The sequence below is a fragment of the Kitasatospora sp. NPDC004531 genome (assembly GCF_053602195.1).
Genome location: NZ_JBSGDD010000057.1, coordinates 11,962 through 38,600, shown reverse-complemented (window position 1 = coordinate 38,600; position 26,639 = coordinate 11,962). Strand labels below are relative to the sequence as shown.

The 26,639-nt window shown below is 74.0% G+C and carries 21 protein-coding genes; 10 read left to right on the top strand and 11 right to left on the bottom strand.

Translation table 11 applies throughout. The features are described 5' to 3' along the window. Nucleotides 1-44: 44 nt before the first annotated feature. From ACWEMJ_RS22090 to ACWEMJ_RS22070, 5 genes are all read right to left on the bottom strand, one after another. Nucleotides 45-2,957 carry a TIR-like protein FxsC gene (locus tag ACWEMJ_RS22090; RefSeq protein WP_452138803.1) on the bottom strand — a complete coding sequence of 971 codons (2,913 nt, stop codon included), beginning with the start codon at nucleotides 2,955-2,957 and terminating at the stop codon, nucleotides 45-47. Further along, nucleotides 2,954-3,925 carry an AAA family ATPase gene (locus ACWEMJ_RS22085; RefSeq protein WP_452138802.1) on the bottom strand — a complete coding sequence of 324 codons (972 nt, stop codon included), beginning with the start codon at nucleotides 3,923-3,925 and terminating at the stop codon, nucleotides 2,954-2,956. Before ACWEMJ_RS22085 ends, ACWEMJ_RS22090 begins: the two co-directional genes overlap by 4 nt. Next, a complete protein-coding gene (locus ACWEMJ_RS22080; protein WP_452138801.1) occupies nucleotides 3,922-6,156 on the bottom strand; it encodes a VMAP-C domain-containing protein in 2,235 nt (744 codons plus the stop codon). Before ACWEMJ_RS22080 ends, ACWEMJ_RS22085 begins: the two co-directional genes overlap by 4 nt. Further along, entirely contained in the window at nucleotides 6,153-6,590 is a 438-nt protein-coding gene (locus ACWEMJ_RS22075) for a CU044_2847 family protein (protein WP_452138800.1), read from the bottom strand. The genes ACWEMJ_RS22080 and ACWEMJ_RS22075 overlap by 4 nt, the downstream gene beginning before the upstream one ends. A gap of 113 nt (nucleotides 6,591-6,703) precedes the next feature. Continuing rightward, nucleotides 6,704-9,463: an FHA domain-containing protein gene (locus tag ACWEMJ_RS22070; protein WP_452138799.1), complete on the bottom strand. Its 2,760-nt coding sequence runs from the start codon at nucleotides 9,461-9,463 to the stop codon at nucleotides 6,704-6,706. A gap of 209 nt (nucleotides 9,464-9,672) precedes the next feature. On the opposite strand from ACWEMJ_RS22070, the gene serB reads away from it, so the two are divergent. Then, complete coding sequence (gene serB / locus ACWEMJ_RS22065; protein WP_452138798.1) at nucleotides 9,673-10,935, top strand: phosphoserine phosphatase SerB; 1,263 nt, start codon at nucleotides 9,673-9,675, stop codon at nucleotides 10,933-10,935. Nucleotides 10,936-10,987: 52 nt separating this feature from the next. Here serB and ACWEMJ_RS22060 read toward each other — a convergent pair whose 3' ends face one another. From ACWEMJ_RS22060 to ACWEMJ_RS22050, 3 genes are all read right to left on the bottom strand, one after another. Further along, entirely contained in the window at nucleotides 10,988-11,515 is a 528-nt protein-coding gene (locus ACWEMJ_RS22060) for a SixA phosphatase family protein (RefSeq protein WP_452138797.1), read from the bottom strand. Nucleotides 11,516-11,599: 84 nt separating this feature from the next. After that, a complete protein-coding gene (locus ACWEMJ_RS22055) occupies nucleotides 11,600-11,722 on the bottom strand; it encodes an SGM_5486 family transporter-associated protein (protein ID WP_452138796.1) in 123 nt (40 codons plus the stop codon). 10 nt (nucleotides 11,723-11,732) lie between these two features. After that, complete coding sequence (locus ACWEMJ_RS22050) at nucleotides 11,733-13,019, bottom strand: MFS transporter (protein WP_452138795.1); 1,287 nt, start codon at nucleotides 13,017-13,019, stop codon at nucleotides 11,733-11,735. Between the two features lie 76 nt (nucleotides 13,020-13,095). On the opposite strand from ACWEMJ_RS22050, the gene ACWEMJ_RS22045 reads away from it, so the two are divergent. Next, a complete protein-coding gene (locus ACWEMJ_RS22045) occupies nucleotides 13,096-13,785 on the top strand; it encodes a FadR/GntR family transcriptional regulator (protein ID WP_452138794.1) in 690 nt (229 codons plus the stop codon). 104 nt (nucleotides 13,786-13,889) lie between these two features. Here the strand turns inward: ACWEMJ_RS22045 and fabI are convergent, their stop codons facing one another. Both fabI and fabG read right to left on the bottom strand, forming a co-directional pair. Next, nucleotides 13,890-14,657 (bottom strand): enoyl-ACP reductase FabI, encoded by a 768-nt coding sequence (gene fabI / locus ACWEMJ_RS22040; protein ID WP_452138793.1) that lies wholly within the window; start codon nucleotides 14,655-14,657, stop codon nucleotides 13,890-13,892. Between the two features lie 2 nt (nucleotides 14,658-14,659). After that, a complete protein-coding gene (fabG, locus tag ACWEMJ_RS22035) occupies nucleotides 14,660-15,379 on the bottom strand; it encodes a 3-oxoacyl-[acyl-carrier-protein] reductase (protein WP_452138792.1) in 720 nt (239 codons plus the stop codon). A 249-nt stretch (nucleotides 15,380-15,628) separates the two neighbouring features. Between fabG and ACWEMJ_RS22030 the strand changes: the two genes are divergently transcribed. The 8 genes from ACWEMJ_RS22030 to ACWEMJ_RS21995 all read left to right on the top strand — a co-directional run bounded on the left by ACWEMJ_RS22030 (nucleotide 15,629) and on the right by ACWEMJ_RS21995 (nucleotide 25,671). Further along, on the top strand, nucleotides 15,629-16,759 hold the full coding sequence (locus tag ACWEMJ_RS22030; RefSeq protein WP_452138791.1) for an MBL fold metallo-hydrolase: 1,131 nt from the start codon (nucleotides 15,629-15,631) through the stop codon (nucleotides 16,757-16,759). A 138-nt stretch (nucleotides 16,760-16,897) separates the two neighbouring features. Continuing rightward, nucleotides 16,898-18,424: a TldD/PmbA family protein gene (locus tag ACWEMJ_RS22025; RefSeq protein WP_452138790.1), complete on the top strand. Its 1,527-nt coding sequence runs from the start codon at nucleotides 16,898-16,900 to the stop codon at nucleotides 18,422-18,424. Further along, nucleotides 18,424-19,818, top strand: coding sequence for a metallopeptidase TldD-related protein (locus tag ACWEMJ_RS22020; protein WP_452138789.1), 1,395 nt, complete (start codon nucleotides 18,424-18,426; stop codon nucleotides 19,816-19,818). The genes ACWEMJ_RS22025 and ACWEMJ_RS22020 overlap by 1 nt, the downstream gene beginning before the upstream one ends. A gap of 31 nt (nucleotides 19,819-19,849) precedes the next feature. Beyond that, complete coding sequence (locus ACWEMJ_RS22015; RefSeq protein ID WP_452138788.1) at nucleotides 19,850-20,398, top strand: RNA 2'-phosphotransferase; 549 nt, start codon at nucleotides 19,850-19,852, stop codon at nucleotides 20,396-20,398. 91 nt (nucleotides 20,399-20,489) lie between these two features. Then, a complete protein-coding gene (locus ACWEMJ_RS22010) occupies nucleotides 20,490-20,849 on the top strand; it encodes a DUF3099 domain-containing protein (RefSeq protein ID WP_452138787.1) in 360 nt (119 codons plus the stop codon). Nucleotides 20,850-21,098: 249 nt separating this feature from the next. Continuing rightward, entirely contained in the window at nucleotides 21,099-21,332 is a 234-nt protein-coding gene (locus ACWEMJ_RS22005; RefSeq protein ID WP_452138786.1) for a hypothetical protein, read from the top strand. A gap of 68 nt (nucleotides 21,333-21,400) precedes the next feature. Then, nucleotides 21,401-24,724: a tetratricopeptide repeat protein gene (locus tag ACWEMJ_RS22000; RefSeq protein ID WP_452138785.1), complete on the top strand. Its 3,324-nt coding sequence runs from the start codon at nucleotides 21,401-21,403 to the stop codon at nucleotides 24,722-24,724. Nucleotides 24,725-24,771: 47 nt separating this feature from the next. Continuing rightward, entirely contained in the window at nucleotides 24,772-25,671 is a 900-nt protein-coding gene (locus tag ACWEMJ_RS21995) for a hypothetical protein (RefSeq protein WP_452138784.1), read from the top strand. Here ACWEMJ_RS21995 and moaA read toward each other — a convergent pair. Further along, nucleotides 25,635-26,624 carry a GTP 3',8-cyclase MoaA gene (moaA, locus tag ACWEMJ_RS21990; RefSeq protein ID WP_452138783.1) on the bottom strand — a complete coding sequence of 330 codons (990 nt, stop codon included), beginning with the start codon at nucleotides 26,622-26,624 and terminating at the stop codon, nucleotides 25,635-25,637. The genes ACWEMJ_RS21995 and moaA overlap by 37 nt on opposite strands. Nucleotides 26,625-26,639 lie beyond the last annotated feature (15 nt).

The window sequence follows — 26,639 nt, the reverse complement described above, 5'->3', positions numbered from 1 at the left end:
CCACGCTACCGCCGCGATCATGGCCCGCGCCTCGGGCGGGGGACCTACGTCGAAGGGCCGGGGAGCGTGGGACGGACGGGCCGGCCGGGGTGGGATCCGCCCGGGTACCGCCCGTGGGCGGCCGAGGCGCGCATGACGGCTCGCTCCATCGCCCCGCGGAACTCCTCCAGGCTGCCGGGGCCGTCCCGGGTGGGCGGGTCGCCCTGCTGAGGCGGGGCGTAGCGGCTGACGGCCAGGATGTTGTCGCCGATCCTGTTGAGCATCCGTTCGTGGTCGCGGCTCTGCCGGTCCTCGCGGTTCCAGGGTTCGACGACGGCCACCGCGCCGAGGCCGCGCCGGTCGAGCCGCCGCACCGCCTCGGCCCGCCGCCCGTCGAGGAGCGCCCACCGGTCGACCAGCAGGACGCACGGCACGGGCGGGCGAACGCCGGTCAGCAGCTCTTCCGCCACCTCCTCGAACTCCCGCACGACGGGCTGGAATCCCATGCTGCGGGCGATGTCGGCGGCGTCCTGGGCGAGCGGCCGGCCGGAGTCCGGGCGGAACGGCTGCCAGTCGGTGCGCTGCTCGCCGTACCAGGCGCCGTCGCGCCGCGGCGGCACCTCCGGCTGCCGGTAGGAGAACACCGCGATCACCAGCCGGTCCTGCTCCAGGGCGGACGGCCGGGTCTCGAACGCGGACGGCTGGGACTCCAGGTCGAGGACCGGGCCGGTCGGGATGACGGTCTGCTCGGCGACGTCCACGATCCGCTGGGCGAGGCGCCACACCGCGGTGTGGTACTGCGAGCTGAACGCGGCGATCTTCATCAGGGCGTACAGGCCCTCGGCGGCGTAGTCGTCGCCGAAACTCTCGTGGTCGAAGTGCAGTTCGCCGGCCACCCGGGGCAGTTGGTGGTGGTCCATCGACACCCACAGCGCCGGCACGATGCCGGTCATCCGCTCCGCGGTGGGGCGGCGCTGGTAGACCGACCGCCGGGTGAACAGGTGCCATTCGCGGCCGCACGCCTCGGACTTGAAGTACCGCGGCGAGTACAGCGGCACGAACACCCGGCAGGTGGCCAGCTCCCGGGACAACCGCTCGGCCGACCCCTGGCCCTCGTGCATCGAGCGGTCCATGAAGCCGATCGGATGCCCGGCGGGCGCGTCGGTGATCTGCAGGATCGCCTCGCACAGGTCCTGGTACAGCTTCGCCACCCACAGGTTCGGATCCGCCGCACCTCTGGAATTCGTCCGCGGGGTGTGCGCGTAGCTGAGGTAGAAGTACGGCCGCGCGGTCGAATCCCTCACCGCAGGAGGGGTTCGGAGCGCCCGTTCCAGCGCCTTCGAGGCGGTCGGGCTCGGCCCGGGGGCCTGCTCGGCGAACTCCTCCCGGTCGGCGAACTCCTCCTGCTCGGCGGCTTCCTGGGGAACGGGACCGTCCACCGCGACCGTGCCGAACGCCGCCCCCCGGACGGTCCTGCCGGTGGGCGCGCCACCGGCCATCCAGGCGGGGAACTGCGCCGTACGCCCCGCGAGCAGGTCGATCCGGCGGCTGACGGAGCGGCGCACCTCCAGCAGTTCGGCCCGCGGGAAGGCCTCGGTCAGCGCGTGCTTCACCTCCGGGTCGAAGTCGAACTCCCGCCACTGCTGCGGGAGTTCGGCCCGGTCCTGGCCGGCCGGGCGGAGCAGTCCGCCGAGCAGCACCTCGGCCAGCATCGCGGTGTCCGCGGCCGTCCGCCCGGCGACCGCGTCCTGCACCAGGCGCATCACCGGGACGCTGAGCGGGGACAGCGCGGCGAAGTAGGCGGCCAGCCGGTACGCCCCGGGCGAGGCGGCCGAGCGGAACCGGTCGAGCACCGCCAGTTCGGGCTCGGGGGTCCGCGGCGCGGCATCGGCCGCGGCCTCGGGCCCGGCGGGCTGCCAGAGGTCGAGCCTGGCCTCGCCGCCGTCGCTGGCCAGCAGGGTCGCCCAGTCGCCGAGCGAGGCCGGGGTGAGTTCGACGACCGGGACGGGCGCCGGGTGGCGGCCCCGGCTGCCCTCCACCCGCCAGGCGGTGTTCGGGCCGCCGCGGCCGGCCGTCCGGACGAACCGGGCCCGGGTCGGAACGGCGCCGCCCGGCCAGAGCCGGCGCGGCAGGGTGTGCAGGACCGCCACCGGGCCGACGGCCGCGCACCGGTCCAGCACCGCCCGCATCCGGCCGTCGCGCCACGCCCGCCCGACCCCGTCCGTCACCACCAGGACGAGGGTCCGGCCGGTGGGATCGCACAGCGAGCCGGCCGGAAGGGCGCGGCTCGACGGGGCGAAGGGGGCGCCGACCACCCGCACCGGGCCGGTGCCGCGGCAGCGCAGTCCGTACGTCCGGACGGTGCGGAAGCCTCCGGCGCGGGCGAGGAGCTGCTCCAGTTCGGTGACGAGCCGCTGCCACAGCAGCATCGACACCCCGTCGTCCACGACGACGGCGCAGTTCAGCCAGGGCTCCGCCGAGACCCGGAACACCACGTCCGGCAGCCCGGCGTCGGCCCAGGCCGCTGCCGTGGCCGCCTCGTCCACCTCGGTCGCGCGCGGGACGGGACGGCGGCGGTTGAGCGGGCGCAGGGCGCGGCCGAGCAGCAGCTGGTCGTCGATGGCCTTGATTCCGGGCACCCGGGCGAGCCGGCCCGCGCTGCCGGAGCGATCGAGCGCGAGCTCGTCCTCCGTCGGCGCGGACGCCGCGTGCACGGGGCGCCGGAAGCCGCGGTGGCCGACCGGGAGGCCCTGGTCGAAAGCGGCGCCCCGCGGGTCGCCGGCCGGGGCGGCCGCGTCGCCGGACCGGTCGATCCGGTGGGCTGCCAGCGGCGCGTCCGCTCCGGTGGGCAGGCGCGGCGCCAGCCAGAGCACATCGAGCAGTTCCTCGGCCGACAGCTCGACGCCGGCGGCCGTCAGGACCTGGAGCGCCCGGGTCAGCAGCGCGGCTGCCTCACCGTCCGCCGGCGCAGGGGTCATCCGGTGCCCCCGAGGTGGTGCAGGACCGCGGCGATCAGGTGGTTGGCCGACATGTCGAGGCCCGCGCCGCGCAGGAAGACCGCGTTCAGCAGCTGGTCGGTGGCGAGCCCGCCGGGTTCCCTGGCGAGGAAGGCGCGCAGCACGTCCTCCGCCTCGGCCATCGCCTCCGGCCCCAGGTGGGAGGCGACCACCTCGCGCAGCCGCTCCTCGCTCGGGTCGGGCAGGTTCAGCCGGACGCAGCGCCGCAGGAAGGCCGGCGGGAACTCGCGTTCGGCGTTGCTGGTGATCACCACGAGCGGGAACTCGGTGCAGGTGACGACGCCTCGGACCACCTCGGCGCGCTCTCCGGCGTCGGCGGTGAGGACGTGCTGCACCGCCTGGTCCTCGGGCAGCCGCGCCAACTCGGGGATCTCGAACGTGCCTTCCTCGAAGACCGCCAGCAGATCGTTGGGGAGGTCGATGTCGCCCTTGTCGAGCTCGTCGACCAGCAGGACCCGGGGCCGGGGCCGCGGGACCAGCGCGGTGCCCACCGGACCGAGCCGGACGAACGTCTCGATGCCGGACTCCTCGGCGCCGAGCTCGCGGGCGATGTGGGTCTCGCGCAGGCGCCCGACGGCGTCGTACCGGTAGAGGGCGTCCTGCAGGGTGGAGCGGCTGTTCACCGCCCAGTACAGGACCGGGCCGAGGCTCAGTTCGTGCGCGACGACGTGCGCCAGCGTGGTCTTGCCGGTGCCCGGGCTCCCCGTGACCAGCAGCGGCCGGCGCAGGTGGATCGCCGCGTTGACCACGTCGACCTGGTCGTCCGTGATGACGTACCGCTCGGCCTGCTGCCCCGCGCCGGCGCCGAAGCGCCGCCAGCCGGGTGCGGGCGGGAGCTGCGGCTCGCGGGCCACCCGGTCGCCGCGGAACAGCCGCCACTCGGGGAGCGCCCGCTCGGGCCGGGTCTCGGGCTGGTTCTCGCTCGTCATCGCGGTTCCTCCTGGCGGTCCGACGGGCATTCCCACCGGGGCCGGTCGTCGGGAGCGGTCAGTGGCAGCGCGCGCGGCCCGGGCCGGCCGGGGTCCTCCCACGCGAGCACCGGCTTGAGGGCGTGCCGGTCGTGGAACCCGTAGGCGAGCGCGCGGTACCTGCGCAGTTGCTCGGGCGCGTCGGTCTGCGGGCGGTCGCGCACCAGCTCCGCAAGGAAGTCGTCGGGGATCGCACCGATCGCGGAGCGGTCCCACAGCACGATGGGGATGCCGACGGTGAGGCAGGCCGCGGCCAGTTCCGTCCGGCGGGCCGCGGTGCCGCCGCGGATCACCGCCCAGCCGGTGTCGGGGTTGCTGCGGGCCTGCCCGACGGCGTGCTTCGCCATGGTGCAGGCCTCGCCCAGGTCGAGGGGCTCGCCGGCGGCGCCGATCTGCCAGCGGCGGGCGAGTTCGCGCGGGCGCTGCCGGACCAGGTAGGGGGGCAGTTCGCCGTCCAGCCGGACCACGAGCGGGAGCAGGACGCCCAGCGGTTCCGGTCCGCCCAGCGCGGTCGAGGCCGGGGAGAGCGCGACGGCCCACTCCTCGACGGGCAGGCTCAGTTCCCGTTGCTCCAGGAAGACCTCCAGGGCGGGTTCCGGTTGCTGGAGGTCACCCTCCCCCGCGAGGTCGCCGACCAGGGCGAGCACCTCCGCGGCCACCTGGTGCGGGGGGACGGGGCGGTCGTCCGGCGGACCGGCCGCGATCAGGGTGCCGTCGCCCCGGTCCACCCACAGGCTCCGCCGGAACCGGGCGGGGGATCCGGGCCCGCCGTGCTCGTACCGGCCCAGCCGGACGACCACCCGGGGGGAGCCGGTCGGCGCGGCGGCGGTGGCCGCCCACTCGTCGGCCACCGCCCGCTGTTCCAGCAGCCCGGCCTCGGGGATGCCGTGCTGTCCGGCGGTCCGCTGCGACCAGCGCCTCAGCCGCTTCCCGTACGGTTCGGTGTCGTCCCGGCGGACCAGCGCGGACGCCAGGTGCTCGACGTAGCGCAGCAGCGGGAAGACCCGTCCCGGCTCGGCCCGCCGGGCCTCCAGTTCGTCGACCGTCCGCAGCCGGCCGGCCCGGCCCCGGCCGATCCGGTCCGGCACCGGGATGCGGAGCGCCGCCAGCACCGCCCGGTCGGAGGGGAGCCGGCCGGGCAGCGCCGTGTGCAGGTCGTCGAGGAGCCCGATCAGCTTCCGGTGGCCGAGCGGCGACAGGATCCGGGGCGTGTCGACCTCGTGGCACACCTCCAGCAGCCGGACGGCCTGCTGCTCCCGGTGTTCCTCCCAGAAGTGTTCGACGAGCGCCGCGGCCGCGCGCGGGCAGCCCAGCAGGAACTCGGCGAACTCCTCGGCCCCCGGCGCGGTGCCGTCCGCGCCCACCGCCAGGTCCAGCTTCCCGCACACCGCCCGGGCCGCAGCGGCGAGTTCGGCCCTGCCGCGCAGGAGGTCGGTGAGCGCGTCGGTCATCAGCCCGACCAGTTCGGGGTCCGGGGCCGCCGGGGTCCGGGCTGCCGCCCCGGCCGGCCCGGCGTCCCGGAGCAGCCGGGACTGCCGGACGATCTTCTGCCAGGGGATGACGAAGGTGAGTCCGCTGCCCGCCCCGGTCAGCGCGCCCGCGACCAGGCCGGTCGCGGCCCGGTCGGCCCGGGACCAGAGCGGGCCGCCGCTGAAACCCGGGCCGATGGACCTCGGGGTGGTGTCGGACTCCAGGTAGGCGCCGTGCTGGAGCACCATCTTGACCGTGCCGTCGACGGCGCTCACCGCCTGGCCGGTGCCGTACCAGGCCCGCAGCCGCTGGCCGGCGGTCAACTCCCGCCACTGCGGGGCGCGCACCGACCGCGGCGGGTCGGCGGTGAGCACCAGGATCGCGAAGTCGCCCTCCCACATGGTGTCGCGGCCGAGCACCGGGGGACTCCCGTCGCGGCGCGTGGGCGGGATCCACTCGGCGAGTTCGGCCCACCCGTACTCGGCGGCGTCCGGGGAACCGTCGGTGAACCGCACCTGGACGGTGGCGCCCTCGGGTTCGCCGGGGTCCATCTGGTCCCGCCCCAGCGCCTCGTTCACCACGTGGGCGCAGGTCAGCACGTAACGGCCGCCGAGGCAGATCCCGCCGCCCGCCAACTTGCCGTCCGTCCGGCGGCGGACCGACACCAGGGCCGATCGGAAGGCGTCCTCGACGTCCCCCGTGACCGGCTCGAACCAGGTCATGCAGGTCGGTGCGGCTGACCGGGCGGGGTCTGGGCCGGGGCCGCCGGCTCGGCCAGCTTCCAGCTCGCCGAGATCGTCAGGCTCGCCTCCGCGCTGCCGCCGACGATGCCCAGCTTGAGGTCGGATCCCAGCTGCACGCCGAACTCGACGGAGATCTCCTGCGGCCGGTTGGGCACGGCGGCGAGGGTGTCGTGGACTTCCTGGAGCAGCGGGCCCAGCGGGCTCAGCGCGAACCGCAGCGCGTCCCGGGACAGTGCCGCGACCCGGTCCGCGGCGCGGGCGGGGCTGCTGACCGGAACGGCCCCCGAGTAGCCGGGCGGCAGTTCCTCGTCGGCCTCGGTGTCGGCGAGTGCCGCCGCGGCGGGCGGCGCGGGGTAGGCGCGCACTCGGACGGAGACACCGGGATCCAGCGCGAATTCCACATAGTCGGCCACCCCGCCGATTCTGCTGGACCGGTTCCGCACGCCACAACCGCTTTGGGGAAACGCAGTTGACGACACGAAGGGCCGGGGGAGCGCGCTCCCCCGGCCCTTCGTCGTACGGGCGCTCAGCCCTTCTGCATGACCTCGGGCTCGTGGCGCTTCTGGAAGCGCTGGATGGCGAAGGCCAGGCCGACGGAGATGGCGATCATCATGAACCAGTTGAGGAACATGATCCCGGCGGAGTGGTCCCACAGGGTGTCGTAGGGGCCGGTCTCCGGGGGCTTGACGACCACGACCGGGGAGATGTGCGCCAGGTCGAGGGTGTTGCCGCTGGCGGAGACGCCCCAGCGGGCGGGCATCAGCCAGGCGAACTGCTCCAGGCCGGGCTTGTCGAACAGCTGGAAGATCGCGCCGGTGAACACCATCTGCACGATGGCGAACATCACCAGCAGCGGCATGGTCTTCTCGGCGGTCTTCACCAGCGAGGAGATGGCCAGGCCGACCATCATCGAGGTGAAGCTGAGCAGGATCACGCCGATCGCCATCTCGGCGGCCGGCAGGTGCTTGAGCAGCAGGCCCTCGGCGGGCAGGGTGCGGACCTTGAAGGCGATGGCGGAGATGATGCCGCCCTGCAGGAAGCTGATCGCGCCCAGCACGATGATCTTCGACATCAGGTACGCCGTCCGGGACAGGCCGGTGGCGCGTTCCCGTTCGTAGATCGCCCGTTCCTTGATCAGTTCGCGGACCGAGTTCGCCGAGCCGGACAGGCAGGCGGAGAACGCGACGACCATCAGGATCAGCCGGGCCACGTCGTTGCGGCCGTTGCTGGCGCAGGGCGCCAGGCCGCACTTGTCGGGGATCACGGCGGAGACCGCGCCGAGCACCAGTGGCAGCAGCAGTGACAGCAGGATGAAGCCCCGGTCGGAGGCGATCACCGCCAGGTAGCGGCGGATCAGCGTCCACAGCTGGGAGCCCCAGCTCTGCGGCTTGGGCGGGCGCAGCTGGGTGAGCGCGTTGGGCTGGGCCTGGGTGACGGCGGCGTCCACGTTGGCCGAGTACTTCTGGTGGTGCACCGAGTTGCGGTAGCGGCCGGCCCAGTCGTGGTCGGGGTAGTTCTCGAAGGCCTGGAAGACGTCGGCCCAGGTCTCGTAGCCGAAGAAGTGCAGGGCCTCGGCGGGCGGGCCGAAGTAGGCCACCGAGCCGCCGGGGGCCATCACCAACAGCCGGTCGCAGAGCGCGAGTTCGGCCACCGAGTGGGTGACGACCAGGACGGTGCGGCCGTCGTCGGCGAGGCCGCGCAGGGTCTGCATGACCTCGCGGTCCATGCCCGGGTCGAGGCCGGAGGTCGGCTCGTCCAGGAAGATCAGCGAGGGCTTGGTGAGCAGTTCCAGGGCCACCGAGACGCGCTTCTGCTGGCCGCCGGAGAGGGCGGTGATGCGGTTGTCGGCGCGCTTGTCGAGGCGCAGCTCGTACAGCACCTCGTCGATCCGGCGCTCGCGCTCGGCGGCCTCGGTGTCGCCGGGGAAGCGCAGCCGGGCCGCGTACTTGAGGGCGGTGCGGACGGTGAGTTCCTTGTGCAGGATCTCGGACTGCGGCACCAGGCCGATCCGCGAGCGCAGTTCGGCGAACTGCCGGTACAGGTTGCGGCCGTCGTAGAGCACGTCGCCGCGGTCGGCGGGCCGGTAGCCGGTGAGGGCGCGCAGCAGGGTGGACTTGCCGGAGCCGGACGGGCCGATCACCGCGACCAGCGACTTCTCCGGGACGGAGAACGAGACGTCGTTGAGCAGGGTCTTCTTGCCACCCTTGAAGTCGACCTCGACGGTCAGGTGGTGGGCGGAGAAGGTGACGGCGCCGTTGTCGACGAACTCCTGGAGCTGGTCGCCGACCAGCACGAAGGAGGAGTGGCCGACGGTGAGCCGGTCCTGCGGGCCCATCAGCTGGCGGCGGGTCGGCTGGCCGTTCAGGAAGATCCCGTTGTGGCTGCCGAGGTCGACGATCTCCCAGCGGCTGTCCGGGAGTTGGCGCAGTTCGGCGTGGTGCCGGGAGACCTGGAGGTCGGACACCACGATGTCGTTGTCCAGCGCGCGGCCGATCCGGATGGTCCGTCCGCCGCTCAGGCTGCGGACCATGGTCGGGCTGCCGAGGCCGCCGGCCGGGCCGGGCTGCTGCTGCGGCGCCGGGGCCGGGTGCTGTTGCGCGGCCGGGGCCGGGTGCTGCTGCGGGAACTGCTGCTGCACGGGCGGCTGCGGGAACTGCTGCTGCGCGGCCTGCTGCTGGTGCGGGAACGGCGGCTGCGGGACGGGCGCGGCCGCGCCGCCCTGCGACGGCGGGAAGCCCTGCTGCTGCGGAAAGCCCTGCGGGAACTGCTGCTGCTGCGGCGGCGTGAAGCCCTGCTGCTGCGGGAACCCGGGCCGCGGGGTGGGGGCGTCCCAGCCCTGCGGGATCGGCTGCTCGACCGCCGGCGGCCGGTGGCCGGGCGCGGCGGACGGCCCGGGCCCGAACGGCGGCTGCTGGAACGGCGGCTGCGGGCCGGGGGCCCGGCTGGTGACGGCCTCGTGCATCGGCCCGCCCTGCCCGGGCACGGGCGCGCCGGCGGGCGCGGTGAACGCCAGCCGGGGGCCGTTCTGCCCGTTGCCGAGGTGCACCACGGTGCCGGGGTGGACGCCGGTGTGCTGGACCCGGGCGCCGGCCACGAAGGTGCCGTTGGTGGAGCCGTGGTCGGTGAACTGCCAGGCCGCGCCGTCGAAGGCGATGGTGGCGTGCCGCCAGGAGACCCTGGCGTCGTCGAACGGGAAGTCCGACGCCGGGTCACGGCCGATGGTGTAGGCACGGCCGGGTTCGAGTACCCGCTGCCGGCCGTCGATTTCAAGTACGAGTTGCGGCAACTCTCCGCCCGCCCCGCTCTCCGGTCCCCCAGGATGTTGCATCTGACGGGGGGAATCATTCCAGCCGGGGGGGCGTGCTCGAAAGCCGGGACACGGTTCTGTGACCGCGCGGCGACAGCCCGCGTACCTGGTGGGGTGTCCGCCGGGCGTCCCACGACCCGGACGCGGGCGGCTCGGGCGGACCTGCTCCGGGTAGCGTGGGGGGCACCATGAACGCAACAGATCCCGCCGCCCAGGCCCTTCCCGCCGCGCCGCCCGTGGGCCCCGACACCGAGCGAACGCTGCTGGTCAAGGTGTTCGGCAAGGACCGCCCGGGTATCACCGCGGGCCTGTTCGCCCAGCTCGCCGGTTTCGGGGTCGAGGTGATCGACATCGAGCAGGTGGTCACCCGTGGCCGGATAACGCTGTGCGCCCTGGTCACTCCGCCGCCCGCGCCGGGCGCCGAGGGGGCGCTGCGGGTCACCGTGCACCGCTGGGCCGAGGAGCACCGGCTGCAGGCCGAGATCATCTCCGGCACCGGCGACAACCGTCCGCGCCGGGAGGGCCGTTCGCACGTCACGGTGCTCGGCAGTCCGCTGACCGCGGCCGCGGTGGCCGCCCTGTCGGCCCGGGTCTCGGAGGCCGGCGGCAACATCGACCGGGTGTTCCGCCTGGCCAAGTACCCGGTGACGGCGGTCGAGCTGACCATCTCCGGCGTGCCCACCGAGGAGCTGCGCGCGGTGCTGGCGGTGGAGGCCGCGGTGCAGCGGGTGGACGTCGCGGTGGTCCGCTCGGGCCTGCACCGGCGGGCCAAGCGCCTGGTGGTGATGGACGTCGACTCCACGCTGATCCAGGACGAGGTGATCGAGCTGTTCGCGGCCCACGCGGGCTGCGAGGCGCAGGTCGCCGAGGTGACGGCGCAGGCGATGCGCGGCGAGCTGGACTTCGCCGAGTCGCTGCGGGCCCGGGTGGCGCTGCTGGCGGGCCTGGACGCGGCGGTCACCGAGAAGGTCCGCTCCGAGGTCCGGCTCACCCCCGGCGCCCGGACCCTGATCCGCACCCTGAAGCGGCTCGGCTACCAGGTGGCGATCGTCTCCGGCGGCTTCACCCAGGTCACCGAGCACCTGGTGGAGCGCCTGGGCCTGGACTTCGCGGCCGCCAACACCCTGGAGGTGGTGGACGGGAAGTTCACCGGCCGGGTCACCGGCGAGATCGTCGACCGGGCCGGCAAGGCCCGCTGGCTGGCCCGGTTCGCCGAGCAGGCCGGGGTGCCGCTGGAGCAGACGGTGGCGATCGGCGACGGCGCCAACGACCTGGACATGCTGAACGCGGCGGGCCTGGGCGTGGCGTTCAACGCCAAGCCGGTGGTCCGCGAGCAGGCCGACACCGCCGTCAACGTGCCGTTCCTGGACACCGTGCTGTACCTGCTGGGCGTCACCCGCGAGGAGGTCGAGGCGGCCGACGAGCTGGACGGCACGCCCACCGACGACTGACGGCCGCACGGAGAAGGGGGGCGGGATCCCGCCCCCCTTTTTTCGCGTCCGCTCAGTCCTGCGGCATGAAGTACGACTCCAGCCGGGCCACGCCGGGCTCGACCAGCTTCCACGGGCTGTCCAGGCTGAGCACCGCCACGGCGGCGGGCGGGAAGCCGTTCAGCCGCATCCGGTTCAGCGCCTCGGCGTCGCCCTCGTCGCCGGCCAGCACCTGGGTCAGGCCGAGCACGCCGGGGTTGTGGCCGACCAGCAGCAGGTCGGTGTGCTCCTCGGGGGTCTCCTGGATCACCTCGATCAGCCGCCCGGGCTGGGCCTCGTACACCCGGTCCTCGTAGACCGTCTTCCGGGGACGCTTGGGCAGCTCGTGGGCGACCAGCTTCCAGGTCTCGCGGGTGCGCAGCGCGGCGGAGCACAGGACGTGGTCGGGGTTGACGCCGGAGTCGGCGAGCCAGCGGCCGGCCTCGGTGGCCTGGACGCGCCCGCGGTCGGCCAGCGGGCGGTCGTGGTCGTCGACCTGGTTGGGCCAGTCGGCCCGAGCATGGCGGAGAACGATGATCCTACGAGGAGTGTCGGCGCTCATACCCCTAGAGCTTCGCAGAAAACCGCCGCCCGGGCGCGGGGTCCGGGAAGCTGCCACCCCTGCGGGTGGCAGCCCGGCCCCGGGTCAGCCCATGCTCTGGGCGACGGTGGCGATGATCGCGAGCAGCACCACGATCCCCCCGATCACGGCGAGCATCTGCAGCAGCTTCTTCTGGCCGCCCTGGGGATTCGGGTCGAGTACCGGCATGCCGACGAGCCTAACCGACGACCTCGTCCTCGATGTGCCGGGCCCGGGCGGCACGCAGGCCGACCAGGATCTGCGGCACCAGCAGCAGCGCCAGCAGCCCCAGCGGCAGGTACCAGTCGCCGGTCCACTCGTACAGCATGCCCATCAGGATCGGGCCCGGGATGCAGATCAGGTAGCCGAGGCTCTGCGCGAACGCCGACAGCTGGGCCACCCCGCCGGGGGTGCGGGCGCGCAGGCCGAGCATGGTCAGCGCCAGCGGGAACGCGCACATCGACAGGCCGACCAGGATCGCCCACAGCCACGGCACGGTGCCCGCCGCCAGCATCAGCCCGAGGTAGCCGACGATGCCGCACAGGCCCAGCACCAGCACGTACAGCCGCTGGTCGCCGCGCCGGACGGCCAGGTTCGGCAGCACGAACGAGATCGGCACGCTGATCGCCATCACCAGCGCCAGCAGCACGCCCGCCGCGGACTCCGAGACGCCCGCCTCGTGGTAGATCTTCGGCAGGAAGCCCATGGTGCTGTACGCGCTGGTGGACTGCAGGCCGAAGAACGCGCCCAGCGCCCAGGCGGTGCGGCTGCGCACGATCGGCAGCCGGACGGGCGCGGACGCGGCCGCCGCCGGGGCGCCGCCCTTCTCGCGGCGGACGAACAGCACCGTCAGCCACAGCGCCAGGGCGAGCACCGCGGGCAGCGCCCAGACGCCCAGGCCCAGCCGCCAGGAGCCGCCGAGCGCGTGGGTGAGCGGGACGGTGGTGGCGGCGGCCAGCGAGGTGCCGACCGACAGCGCCATCGAGTACAGGCCGATCATCGGACCGACCCGGTCCGGGAAGTACCGCTTGATCACCACCGGCAGCAGCACGTTCGCCAGCGCCACACCGGCCAGCGCCAGCGCGGTGAGCAGCAGGAACACCGCGGTCGAGCCGGTGAACGAACGGGCCACCACACCCGCCGCGATGGCGCCCATCGCGGCCGCCACCACCGTGATCGGCCCCAGCCGGCGGGCCAGCGCGGGGGCGGCCACGCCCAGCACCGCGAAGCACAGCGGCGGCACGGCGGCGAGCAGGCCGGCCACCGTGGCGCTCATCCCCAGCCCCTGCTGGACCGGGTCGAGCAGCGCACCGAGGCTGGTCACCACGGGACGCAGGTTGACGGCGGCGGCCGCGACGCCGACGGCGAGCAGGACGGCGCCGGCACTGCGAACCGCCGGCGGCGGGCCGGCGGTGGGGTGGGTGGACGGAGGGGCTGGTCGGGGGCTCTCGGTCTCGGTTACTGAGGGGTCCGCTGCGGTAGACATGGCGCAATCATAGAATCATGGGATGACTTAAGTCGCCCCGGTATCCTGATGACGTAGACCACAGAAGGAGCCGACCTTGGCGCTGTCGACCACTCGCCGCACCCCGCTCTCCGACCAGGTGATCGCCCAACTCCGGGCCCAGATCACCTCCGGCGAATGGCCGGTGGGATCACGCATCCCCACCGAGGCGGAGCTCGTCGACCAGCTCGGCGTCGCCCGCAACACCATCCGCGAGGCCGTCCGCGCTCTCGCCCACAACGGGCTGGTCGACATCCGCCAGGGCTCCGGCACCTACGTCCTCGCCACCAGCGAGCTCGCCGGCGTCATGCACCGCCGCTTCGCCGACGCCGACCAGGGCCAGGTCGCCGAACTCCGCGCCACCCTGGAGACCGCCGCCGCCGGCTTCGCCGCGACCCGCCGCACCCCCCGCGACCTCGAACTCCTCGACGCCGCCCTGGCCCGCCGGGACGCCGCCTGGCACGCCGGCGTCCCCGAGGACTTCATCCAGGCCGACGCCGCCTTCCACCACGCGGTGGTGGCCGCCGCCCACAACGACGTCCTCGCCGCCATCTACGCCGACCTGGGCGAAGTCCTCCTCGCCCACCTCCGCCACGACGTCGGCCCCGACCTCCTCCCCCACCGCTGGGTCCCGCACGCCGACATCCTCGACGCCATCAAGTCCGGCGACCCGGAAAGTGCCGCGAAGGCGGCCGGCAGGGCAATCACCCAGGGGCCCGGGGAACGGCGGGGCCGAGACTGCTGGTGATCAACGGGGCGCAGAAAGGTCCCGAAGTTTCGGGTCCCCTCCACGACCGTCCCCGACCACCAACAGCTCGGCCTCACAACTCCCCGAGCCCCGAAAGGGACTGCTCAGGCACCGATCGCGTGCAGCCCACCGTCCACGTGCACGATCTCGCCCGTCGTCTTCGGGAACCAGTCACTCAGCAGCGCGACAACCCCGCGCGCCGCCGGCTCCGGGTCCGAGACGTCCCACTTGAGCGGCGAGCGGGTGTCCCAGGTGGCGGCCAGGTCCGGGAAGCCGGGGATCGACTTCGCGGCCATCGAGCCGATCGGGCCCGCCGAGATCAGGTTGCAGCGGATGTCGCGCTCGCCGAGGTAGCGGGCGAGGTAGCGGCTGGTGGACTCCATCGCGGCCTTCGCCGGGCCCATCCAGTCGTACTGCGGCCAGGCGAACTGCGCGTCGAAGGTGAGGCCGACCACCGAGCCGCCGTCCTGCATGAGCGGGAGCAGCGCGGTGGTGAGGGACTTCAGCGAGTACGCGGAGACCTGCATCGCGGTGGCGACGGACTCCCACGGGGTGTCCAGGAAGTTGCCGCCGAGGGCGTCCTGCGGCGCGAAGCCGATGGAGTGGACGATGCCGTCCAGGGTGGGCAGGTGCTCGCGGACCTGGTCGGCGATGCCGGCCAGCTGCTCGGCGTTGGAGACGTCGAGCTCCAGGACCTTCACCGGCTCGGGCAGCTTCTTGGCGATGCGCTCGGTGAGGCTGGGCCGGGGGAACGCGGTGAGGATGATCTCCGCGCCCTGCTCCTGGGCGAGCTTCGCGGTGTGGAAGGCGATGGAGGACTCCATCAGCACACCGGTGATCAGAATGCGCTTGCCTTCGAGAATTCCAGTCATGGTCAGTGACCCATGCCCAATCCGCCGTCCACGGGAATGACGGCTCCGGTGATGTAGGCGGCCTCGTCGGAGGCCAGGAAACGCGCGGCCGAGGCGATCTCGGCGGGGGCGGCGTAGCGGCCCAGGGGGACGCCGGAGACGATCTCCTTGCGGCGCTCCTCGCTGAGCACCGCGGTCATGTCGGTGTCGACGAAGCCGGGCGCGATCACGTTGACGGTGATGTTGCGGGGGCCGAGTTCGCGGGCCAGCGAGCGGGCGAAGCCGACCAGGCCGGCCTTGGAGGCGGCGTAGTTGGCCTGGCCGGTGGAGCCGCTGAGGCCGACCACGGAGGAGATCAGCACGACCCGGCCCTTGCGGGCGCGCAGCATCTTGGCGGAGGCGCGCTTGACGACCCGGAAGGTGCCGGTGAGGTTGGTGTCCAGGACGGAGGTGAAGTCGTCCTCGGACATGCGCAGCAGCAGGGTGTCCTTGGTGATGCCGGCGTTGGCGACCAGGACCTCGACCGGGCCGTGGGCGGCCTCGATCTCGGTGAAGGCGGCGTCGACCTGCTCGGTGTCGGTGATGTCGGCGCGCACCGCGAGGACGTCGTACTTGGCGAGCTCCGCCGGCACCTCGCCGTTGCGGCTGGTGATGGCGACCTTGTCGCCGGCCTCGGCGAAGCTCTGGGCGATGGCGAGGCCGATGCCCCGGTTACCTCCGGTGACCAGTACCGAGCGGCTCAACGGTCCACCTCTTCCCTACTCGATGTGCGCGTGCCGATCGCACGCGTAGCCACCTGTGACGCTATCGGTAGGGTGCGAGCTCGGGCGAAGCGGCCTTCGACAGGTCTTGCGGGGCGAGTTCTGTCGCATCCCGACAATCCGGGTGCGGGTCGGGCGCGGGGAACGCCGGGCCGGTGGCGGCCGTTGCCCCGGGGGTGCTTCGGAGAGTCCGGGGCGCCGATTTCGAGCGAGCCGATCGGAGCGGACGCGATGAGTGGTGCACTCCCTGGCCGGGCGGGTCGCCGGGCGCTGGCGGCGGTGGCGGCCCTGACGGTGGCGGGTGCGGCGGCGTGGGCGTTGCGGGAGCTGCCGGCGCAGTTCGGGCGGCGTCCGGACCGGTCGGACTCCCGGGTGCGGATGTCTCCGCAGTACCGGGACGGGGTGTTCCACAACGCGCCGTCGCTGGTGTCGGCGGGCGCGCCGGGCCGTCCGGACGGGGCGACGCTGCGCCGGATGCTGTTCGAGAAGGAGGGCCGGGTGCCGACCGGCCCGGTGCCGCTGGCGGTGCCGGAGCTGCCGGCCGAGGCGTCGCGGGGCGTGGCGGTGACCTGGTACGGGCACGCGTCGGCGCTGCTGGAGCTGGACGGCTGCCGGGTGCTGGTGGACCCGATCTGGTCGGAGCGCTGTTCGCCGTCGCACCTGGCCGGCCCGAAGCGGCTGCACCCGGTGCCGGTGGAGTTGGAGTCGCTGCCGCCGGTGGACGCGGTGCTGATCTCGCACGACCACTACGACCACCTGGACATGGCGACGGTGCGCCGCCTGGTGGAGCTGCAGTCGGCGCCGTTCGCGGTGCCGCTGGGCATCGGCGGGCACCTGCGGCGCTGGGGCGTGCCGGAGCACCGGATCATCGAGCTGGACTGGGACGAGACGTGCACGCTCGGCGAGTTGACGCTGACGCTGACGGCCGCGCACCACTTCTCCGGCCGGGGTCTCACCCGCAACCCGACGCTGTGGGGGTCGTGGGTGGTGGCGGGGCCGGAGCGGAAGGTGTTCTTCACCGGCGACTCCGGCTACTTCGAGGGTTTCGCCCGGATCGGCGAGCAGCACGGCCCGTTCGACGCGGCGCTGATGGCGATCGGCGCGTACGACGACGCCTGGGCGGACATCCACCTGACCCCGGAGGACGCCGTCCGGGCGCACCTGGAGCTGCGCGGCGGCCTGCTGCTGCCGGTGCACTGGTGCACGTTCAACCTGGCGCCGCACCGCTGGGCGGAGCCGGTGGAGCGGCTGTTGGCGGAGGCGAAGGCGCAGGGGGTGGCGCTGGCGGTGCCGCGTCCCGGGGAGCGGGTGGAGGTGGCGAACCCGCCGGAGCCGGACGGCTGGTGGGAGGTACTGGCATAGCGTCGGGCTGACGGGGCGACAAGGGCGGCGCGGTGAATATTTGCTGGCCGTGCGCCCTGCGGCCGAGGATGATGCGAGCGGGTGCGCCCTCGGCCGGGGGCGGCCCGCCGCACCTGAACCCTCGATCCAGGGAGCCCGATGCCCCCCTCCGCGCTGGACCCTCAGTTCCTCTCGTACCCCTTGCGTCCGCTGGCGGACGCGGCCCTGTCGCGGGCCCGGCAGTTGGGCGTCTCGCACGCCGACTTCCGGCTGGAGCGGGTCCGTTCGGCCGCCTGGCGGCTGCGTGACGCCCGCCCGTCCGGCTCCTCGGACACCGTGCAACTGGGCTTCGCCGTCCGGGTGTTGCTGGACGGCGCCTGGGGTTTCGCGGCCGGTGTGGACTTGACGCCGCAGTCCGCCGCGGCGGTCGCCGAGCAGGCGGTGGCGGTGGCCCGGCTGGCGGGCGGGATCAGCCGCGCGGCCGGGTCGGGCGAGCGGGTGGAGCTGGCCCCGGAGCCGGTGTACCCCGACGCCGAGTGGGTCTCCGCGTACGAGGTGAACCCGTTCGACGTGCCGGACGCGGAGAAGACCGGCCTGCTGGCCGAGTGGTCGTCGCGGCTGCTGGCCGCCGACGGCGTCTCGCACGTGTCGGCGGCGGTGCTGACGGTGCAGGAGAACAAGTTCTACGCGGACACGGCGGGCACCGTGACCACCCAGCAGCGGGTGCGCCTGCACCCGTGGCTGGAGGCCACCAGCGTGGACGAGCGCACCGGCGCGTTCGACTCGATGCGCACCATCGCCCCGCCGGCCGGGCGCGGCTGGGAGTACCTGCGCGGGACGGGCTGGGACTGGGACGCCGAACTGGCGGAGCTGCCCGAGCTGTTGGCGCAGAAGATGGCCGCGCCGTCGGTCACGGCGGGCCGCTACGACCTGGTGATCGACCCGTCCAACCTGTGGCTGACCATCCACGAGTCGATCGGCCACGCCACCGAGCTGGACCGCGCGCTGGGCTACGAGGCCGCCTACGCGGGCACCTCGTTCGCCACCTTCGACCAGCTCGGCAGCCTGAAGTACGGCTCCGAACTGATGCACGTCACGGGCGACCGGACGGCCGAGCACGGCCTGGCGTCCATCGGCTACGACGACGAGGGCGTCGCCACCCAGTCCTGGGACCTGATCCGCGACGGCGTCCTGGTCGGGTACCAACTCGACCGTCCGATGGCCCGGTTGAAGGGCTTCGAGCGCTCCAACGGCTGCGCGTTCGCGGACTCCCCGGCGCACGTACCGGTGCAGCGGATGGCCAACGTCTCGCTCCAGCCCGCCGCCGACGGCCCGGACACCGCGGGTCTGATCTCGCAGGTGGAGAACGGCCTGTTCATCGTCGGCGACCGCTCCTGGTCGATCGACATGCAGCGCTACAACTTCCAGTTCACCGGGCAGCGCGCCTACGCCATCCGGAACGGCGAACTCGCCGGCCAGGTCAAGGACTTCGCCTACCAGGCCACCACCACCGACTTCTGGGGCTCGATGAGCGCCGTCGGCGGCCCGCAGACGTACGTGCTCGGCGGGGCCTTCAACTGCGGCAAGGCCCAGCCGGGCCAGGTCGCCGCGGTCAGCCACGGCTGCCCGTCCGCGCTGTTCCGTCAGGTCAACGTGCTCAACACCCAGCAGGAGGCGGGTCACTGATGTCCCTCACGCACCCCCACGAGCTGGTGGAACGCGCCCTCGAACTGTCCCGCGCCGACGGCTGCGTGGTGATCGCCGACGAGGAGTCCACCGCCAACCTGCGCTGGGCCGGCAACGCGCTGACCACCAACGGCGTCACCCGCGGCCGCCGCCTCACCGTCATCTCCACCGTCAACGGCGCGCAGGGCACCGCCGCCGGCGTGGTCGCCCAGGAGGCCGTCACGCTCGACGAGGTCGAGCAGCTGGTGCGCGCCTCCGAGGCCGCCGCCCGGGCCGCCGAACCCGCCGAGGACGCCCAGCCGCTGATCACCGGCCGGCCCGCCGACCCGCGCTTCACCGAGGCCCCGCAGGTCACCGACATCGGCGTGTTCGACGCCTTCGCGCCCGCCCTCGGCGAGGCCTTCGCCCGCGCCCGGGCGGCCGGCGAGCTGCTCTACGGCTTCGCCCGGCACGAGCTGACCTCCTCCTACCTGGGCAGCTCCACCGGCCTGCGGCTGCGCCACGACCAGCCCACCGGCGCCGTCGAGCTGAACGCGAAGACCGCGGACCTGTCCGGCTCCGCCTGGGCGGGCGCCTCCACCCAGGACTTCGCGGACGTCGACCTCGCCGCCATGCACGCCGACCTGACCCGCCGCCTCGGCTGGGGCCGCAAGCGGATCGACCTGCCGGCCGGCCGCTACGAGACCATCCTGTCCCCGTCCGCCGTCGCCGACCTGCTGGTGTACATGTCCTGGTCGTCCGGCGCCCGGGACGCCGCCGAGGGCCGCTCGGTGTTCTCCAAGCCCGGCGGGGAGACCCGGATCGGCGAGCAGCTCAGCCCGCTGCCGCTGACCCTGCGCTCCGACCCGGCCGAACCCGGCATCCAGGCCGCGCCGTTCGTGCTCGCGCACGCCTCCGGCGACAACGACTCGGTGTTCGACAACGGCGCGCCGCTGACCGGCACCGACTGGCTGCGCGACGGCCGCCTCGCCCACCTGCTGACCACCCGGCACTCCGCGGGCCTGACCGGCCTGCCGCTCACCCCGCCGATCGACAACCTGGTGCTGGAGACCTCCGCGCCCGACGCGCCCACCCTGGAGGAGATGGTCGCCCGCACCGAGCGCGGCCTGCTGCTCACCTGCCTCTGGTACATCCGCGAGGTCGACCCGGCCACCCTGCTGCTCACCGGCCTCACCCGGGACGGCGTCTACCTGGTCGAGAACGGCGAAGTGGTCGGCGCGGTCAACAACTTCCGCTTCAACGAGTCCCCGGTCGACCTGCTCGGCCGGATCACCGAGGCGGGCCGCACCGAACGCTGCCTGCCCCGCGAGTGGGGCGACTGGTTCACCCGGGCCGCGATGCCGCCGGTGCGCGTGCCCGACTTCAACATGAGCTCGGTCAGTCAGGCCTCCTGACCGGCCGACCGACCGCCCGAGGGGGCCCCGAATGGACGAGAAGCGCACCGTCAGGACCTCGAAGATGCTCTCCCGCATCCTGCGGCACGACCCGGGCGCCATCGGGGTCTCCCTGGACGCGGCGGGCTGGGTGCCCGTCGACACCCTGCTCGCCGCGCTGGCCCGGCACCACCGGCCGCTCACCCGCGCCGAGCTCGACCACGTGGTCGCCACCAACAACAAGCGCCGCTTCGCCTACTCCGAGGACGGCGCGGCGATCCGGGCCAGCCAGGGCCACACCGTCGAGGTCGACCTCGGCCTGCCCGCGACCACCCCGCCCGACGTGCTGTTCCACGGCACCGCCGAGCGCACCCTCCGGTACATCCTGGCCGAGGGCCTGCGCCCGATGAGCCGGCAGGACGTCCACCTCTCCGCCGACACCGGGACGGCCGTCAGGGTCGGCTCCCGGCACGGCCGCCCCGTCGTCCTGGAGGTCGACGCGGCGGCGATGGCCCGGGCCGGCCACGAGTTCCGGGTGTCCGCGAACGGCGTCTGGCTGACCGACGCCGTACCCGTCCAGTACCTGCGCCGCACCGCCTGACCGCCGGACCGACCCCGCGTGGGTCGCTCCGGCGTCAGCGGGGTTACCGTGGTCGGTCGTAAGGCCGGAACCGACCGAGGATGGATGGACAATGCGCAAGAGCGCGGACGACGACCAGGTCTTCCGGATCACCGGTGCCCGCAGCAGCCTCACCGAGGACGTCCGCGGCCGGCAGCGCCGGTACGTGATCTCCATGCTGATCCGCACGGTGTGCGTGCTGCTCGCCGTCATCCTGTGGGACGTGCAGCGCTGGCTGGCCTTCGCCGCGCTGGCCGGCGGCGTGCTGCTGCCGTACTTCGCGGTGCTGATCGCCAACGCGGGCCGCGAGCGCGCGCCCGGCCTGCCGTCCACCTTCGCCTTCTCCCCCGACACCCCGCTGATGCTCGGCCCCGGCGGCACGGGCGGCGGCGGGGCGGCCGCCGCCACCGCCGAGAACCGGCCACAGGACTGAGAATCCCTCAATTGCGCTGTCCGATATGACCGTTGATGTGACGGTATGACGGGCAGAAAGCTCAGACGATCCTCAAATTAATCACCGGACGGAGGAGCTTCCTGGCCCCTCGCCGTGCCATACTTCCAGAGCGCTCCGCATCCCCCGTCGGAGCGACAGACCGACGCCGGGCAGCTCCCCCCGTGGCTGCCCGGCGTCGTCATGCCCGGGCACGGAACCATTTATGCCCCCGGCATAGGATCGGGGACCATGGACACCCCGCACAGCCTCTTCGGCACCCCCACCGGCCCCGACGGCCCCCCGAAGTGCTCGGCCAAGGGCTGCCGCGAATCCGCCACCTGGTCCATCCGGTGGAACAACCCGAAGCTGCACACCCCCGACCGCCGCAAGACCTGGCTGGCCTGCGACGAACACCGGGACTCGCTCAGCCAGTTCCTCGCCGTCCGCGGCTTCCTCAAGGAGACCGAGCCCTTCACCTCCTGACCGGCGGTAGCGTGGTCCGCACATCGGCGGGCGGGGGGAATGCGTTGTCTCGTGGTGGTGCACGGCGGATGTCCCGGGCGGAGGCGCTGCGCCGCCGGGTCGACTCCCAGTTCGTCGGACGCCGGGCGCAGCTCGCCCTGTTCGCCGACAACCTCCGCCGGGATCCCGACCCGGAGGCCGGGCCCGACCCCGCCGACTTCCTGTTCCACGTCCGGGGCGTCGGCGGCATCGGCAAGTCCACGCTGATCGCCCAGTGGCGCGAGACCGCCCGCCGGGCCGGCGGCCGCACCGCCCTGATCGACGACACCGACGTCCAGGGCGTCGACACCGCGATGGCCGCGCTCGCCACCCAACTCGCCACCGAGAACGCCCCGTTCAAGGACTTCGACCGGGCCCTCGAACAGTACCGCCGGGACCGGTCCGCGCCGTCCGACCTGCCCTCGCTGCCCGCCCGGGTGGTCGCCCACGCCGCCCTCGGCGCGGCCAACACCCTGGCACCGGGCGCCGCTGCCTTCACCACCCCCGAGACCGTCGCCGAGGGCACCGACCGCCTGTTCGCCACCGTCCGCCGCCGCCGGCCCACCGGCGACTCCGAACTCGCCACCCTCAGCCGGGCGTTCGTCACCGAACTCGCCCGGCTCTGCGACCGCCGGCCCGCCCCCTGGGTGGTGCTCTTCCTCGACACCTGGGAGATCACCGGCCGCCACCTCGACAGCTGGCTGCGCGAACTGATCAACGGCGGCTACGGCGACGTCCCGCTCGAAGTGATCATCGTGCTGGCCGGGCGCGACGAACTCGCCGAACGCGACTGGGCCGACCTGCGCCCCGCCGTCGTCGACGTCGCCCTCGACGCCTTCACCGAACAGGAGGCCCGCGAGCTCCTCGCCGGCCGCGGCGTGCAGGCCCCCGACGCGGTCGAGGCCATCGTCCGGATGTCGCTCGGGCTGCCGCTGCTGCTCACGCTCCTCGCGAGCACCGACCCGCACTCCGCCGAGGAGGTCGCGGACGCCGGAACGGACGCCGTCGACAAAGCGGTTCAGCGCTTCCTCCAGTGGATACCCGAACCGTCCCTGCGTGCGACCGTCCTCGCCGCCGCCCTCCCGCCGCGCCTCGACCGCGACCTGTTCTGCCTCGCCGTGGACGACGCGGACGCCGCCGGCTGGGACTGGCTGCTCGACCAGCCCTTCGTCACCGCCCACGGCGACGCCCACCACTACCACGCCGTCGTCCGCACCAGCCTGCTGCGCCACCACCGCGTCCGCGCCCCGCACGCCTGGCGCACCGCCCACGCCCGCCTCGCCGAGCACCACGCCGCCTCCGCCGGGCCCCGCCGGCTGCTCGACGAGACCTACCACCTGCTCTGCGCCGACCCGTCCACCCGGCTGCCGCTCGCCCTGGAACGCCTCGCGGACGCCGCCGGCCGCACCCCCGACTCCCTCACCGCCTGGGCCGACACCCTCGACCTCGCCGCCCGCGACACCGCCGACCCCGCGCTCCTCGCCTGGGCCGACCGGCTGCGCGACGCCGTCACCGGGCCCGCGCCCGCCGAGGTCCTGCTGTCCGCCCTGGCCGCCCCCGGCCTGCCGGCCCGCCTGCGCGCTCTGGCGATGACCTGGCAGGGCCAGCAATTCGTCTTTCGGGAACAGGACGCCGACGCCCTCGCCCTGCTCGACCAGGCACTGTCGCTGGCCCCCGGCCTGCTGCCCGCACTCGTCCAACGCGGCCGGGTGCACGCCTTCCTCGGCCACCACGACCTGGCCCTGACCGACCTCGACGCGGCCCTCGCCCGCACCCCGTTCGCCACCGAGGCCCACGAATACCCCGACCGGCTGGCCGAGGCCGTCGCCGCGCGCGCGACGTCGGTGGCCCCCGACCCTGACCACGTCGACACGTTCTGCCTCCGGGGCATGGCCGAGCGCATGGCCGACCGACCGGACGAGGCACTTCCCTACCTCGACGCCGCCCTGGCGCTCGCCCCCGACAGCGTTCACGCGCTGTCCGAACGAGGCATGGCCCACTACGCCGCCGGGCGATTCGACCGGGCCCTCACCGACTTCACCGCCGCGCACGCCCTCGCCCCCGGAAACGCCACCATCCTCTCCTGGCGCGGGCAGACCTACCGCCTGATGGACCGGCTCGACCAAGCCCTCATCGATCTGGACGCCGCCCACGCCATCGACCCGGCGAACCGCTGGACGCTGTACGAACGGGGCGCCGTCCACCGGCTGGCCGACCGACTCGACCAGGCCCTCACCGACCTCGACGCCGCCCACGCCATCGACCCGACGAACGCCTTGATCCTGGCCGAACGCGGCGAAGTCCACCGCGTCGCCGGCCGACTCGACCAGGCCCTCGCCGATTTCACCGCCGCCCTCGCCCTCGACCCGACGAACGTCTGGATCCGCCACCAACGGGCGCTGGCACACCACCTGGCAGGCCGCCTGCCCGAGGCGATCGAGGACTTCACCACCGTGCTGACGCTCGACCCGGCCAGCGTCGAGGCCCTCACCTGCCGCGGTACAGCCCATTCCATGGCCAACGCCCCGGACTCGGCGCTCGCCGACTTCGACGCCGCGCTCGCCATCGATCCCGACGCCGCCTGGGCGCTGCTCAATCGGGCGGTGCTGCATCAACAGGCCGACCGGCCGGACCAGGCCCGCACCGACCTGGACCGCTCGATCGCCGCCGACCCGGCCAACCCCTGGGCGCGCTGCGCACGCGGCGAGCTCCACCGGTTCACCGGCCGACTCGACCTCGCCGTCGAGGACTTCACGGCCGCCCTCGCCATCCAACCCGCCTTCCCCGAGGCCCTCGCCCGGCGCGGCCAGACCCACCGCCAGGCCGGCCGCCCCGCGCAGGCCCTCGCCGACCTCGACGCCGCGCTCGCCCTCGAACCCGACGACACGTTCGCCCGCTACGAGCGCGCCGACCTGCACCTCACCGCCGACCGCTTCGACGAGGCCGTCACCGACCTCACCGCCGCCCTGGCCCGCGACCCGTCCCTGACCGAGGTCCGCTGCACCCTGGCCGCCGTCCTGCGCCGGCAGCGCCGCTGGCAGGCCGCCCGCGAGGCCCTCGCCGAGGCCGCCGACCCGTCCCACCCCGGCGTCCCGCTCGAACAGGCCATGCTCCACCTGCACGGACACGGCCCCGACAGCTGGGACGCCGCCCTGGCCGCCGCCGTCCGCTCCTCCGCCCCGATCGACCGCGCGGCCACCGCCGTGCTGCACGCCGTGGCCACCCCGTCCGCCGAACTGCCCACCGCCGCAGCCGAGTTCCTCGCCCTCCCCGACCCGAACCGCACCATCGACACCCTGCGCAGCTACCTGCGCGAACTGACCGCCACCCGGGTCGCCGACCGCGCCGCCACCGCGCTCACCCTCCTCGGCTAGCGCGAATTCCGTGGCGGCGACCGCCCGGCCCGCGCCATCCTCCTCCCATGGCCGACCGAGCGAATTTCGTCATCGTCCGCGAGAGCGGCGAGTTCGAGCTGTACCTGTCCCGTTTCGGCGCCGTCGGCATCGACCTCGACCTCCTCGCCGGCCCGGCCGACACCCTCGCGACGGTCGAGGGGCTGCGGCGGGAGGACTGGTGGCTGGACGACGGGATCTGCCAGGGCGCGGCGCTGATCGATCTCGGCCGGAAGGTGCTGCTGCTGTTCGCCTGGGAGGGCCCGACGGTCGGGCTTCGGCGGCGGGCGGCGGCGTTGGAGCTGCTGCGCGAGGCGTGGGCGGGCTGGGAGGTGCGCTGGCTGTACGACGGCAACGCCGAGGTGCGGGCCCACCTCGGGCTGGACCCGGAGTTCGTGCGGGACCGCGAGAGCCCGCTCTGCCCGGGGCCGTTGCTGGCTCCGGACGACGAGGACCTGGCGGATCCGGACCCGATGGCCGCGGTGGTGACGCTCGGCCCGGGCCGGTCCTTCGTGGTGGCCAACATCGGCGACCACCCGATCCGCGAGGGCGCGGCCCTGCTCGACCGGCTGGCGGACGCCCCGGAGCACGGCGTGTGCCGCCTCGCGGCGGAGGCCGGCGTGCACCTCGACCCGGTGCGGCGCCGCGTCGGCTGGTGGACGTCGGGCGCGGTGCCGGAGGCGTACGAGATGCCGGGGCGCTGGCCGGGCTGGACGGTCGAGTTCTGGCAGGACCGCTGGGAGGAGCACGCCCGGTGCGCGCCCGCCCTCTTCCAACCCCGGCCCCGGGAGCGGGAGTCGGCGCGCCGGGAGATCCTGGCGGAGGCCGCGGAGCGCCGCCTGCGCCGGCCGTCACCGCCGGTGCCGCACTGGCCGCACGCGACGGGCGCCGGTCAGCCGCCGATCGCCGACATCGGCCGCTCGGGCTGAAGGAACTCCGGGTCGTCGATGCCCGCCCCGGCCTTCTTGCCCCACATCGCGGCGCGCCACAGCTCGGCCAGCTCCGCGTCGCTCGCGCCCGCGCGCAGCGCGCCGCGCAGGTCGGTCTCCCCGGTCGCGAACAGGCAGTTGCGGACCTGGCCGTCCGCGGTGAGCCGGGTCCGGTCGCAGGCGCGGCAGAACGGGCGGGTGACGGAGGCGATGACGCCGACCGTCGCGGGGCCGCCGTCGACCAGCCAGCGTTCGGCGGGGGCGGCGCCGCGCTCGGCGGACGGCTCGGGCTCCAGGGTGAACCGGGTGCGCAGCAGCGCGAGGATCTCCTCGGCCGTCACCATCCGCGAGCGGTCCCAGCCGTGTTGGGCGTCCAGCGGCATCTGCTCGATGAAGCGGAGCTGGTAGCGGTGCTCGATCGCCCAGGCCAGCAGGTCGGGCGCCTCGTGGTCGTTGACGCCGCGCATCAGCACCGCGTTGAGCTTGACCGGCCGCAGCCCGGCGGCCTCGGCCGCCGCCAGCCCGTCCAGGACGTCCGCGTGCCGCCGCCGGCGGGTCAGCCGGGCGAAGGTCTCGGGGTCGAGGGTGTCGAGGGAGACGTTGACCCGGTCGACCCCCGCGTCCCGCAGGCCGGTCGCCACCCGGGCCAGCCCGATGCCGTTGGTGGTGAGCGAGATCTCGGGCCGGGGCTCCAGCGCCGCGCACGCCGCGATGACGGAGACCAGCCCGGGCCGCAGCAGCGGTTCGCCGCCGGTGAACCGGACCTCCCGCACGCCGAGCGTGCCGACCGCCAGGCCCACCAGCCGGACGATCTCCTCGTCGGTGAGCAGTTCGGGCTTGCCGAGCCAGTTCAGGCCCTCTTCGGGCATGCAGTAGGTGCAGCGCAGGTTGCACCGGTCGGTCAGCGAGACCCGCAGGTCGACGGCCTGCCGTCCGTAGGTGTCGAGGAGCATCCCGGTCCCGCCCTT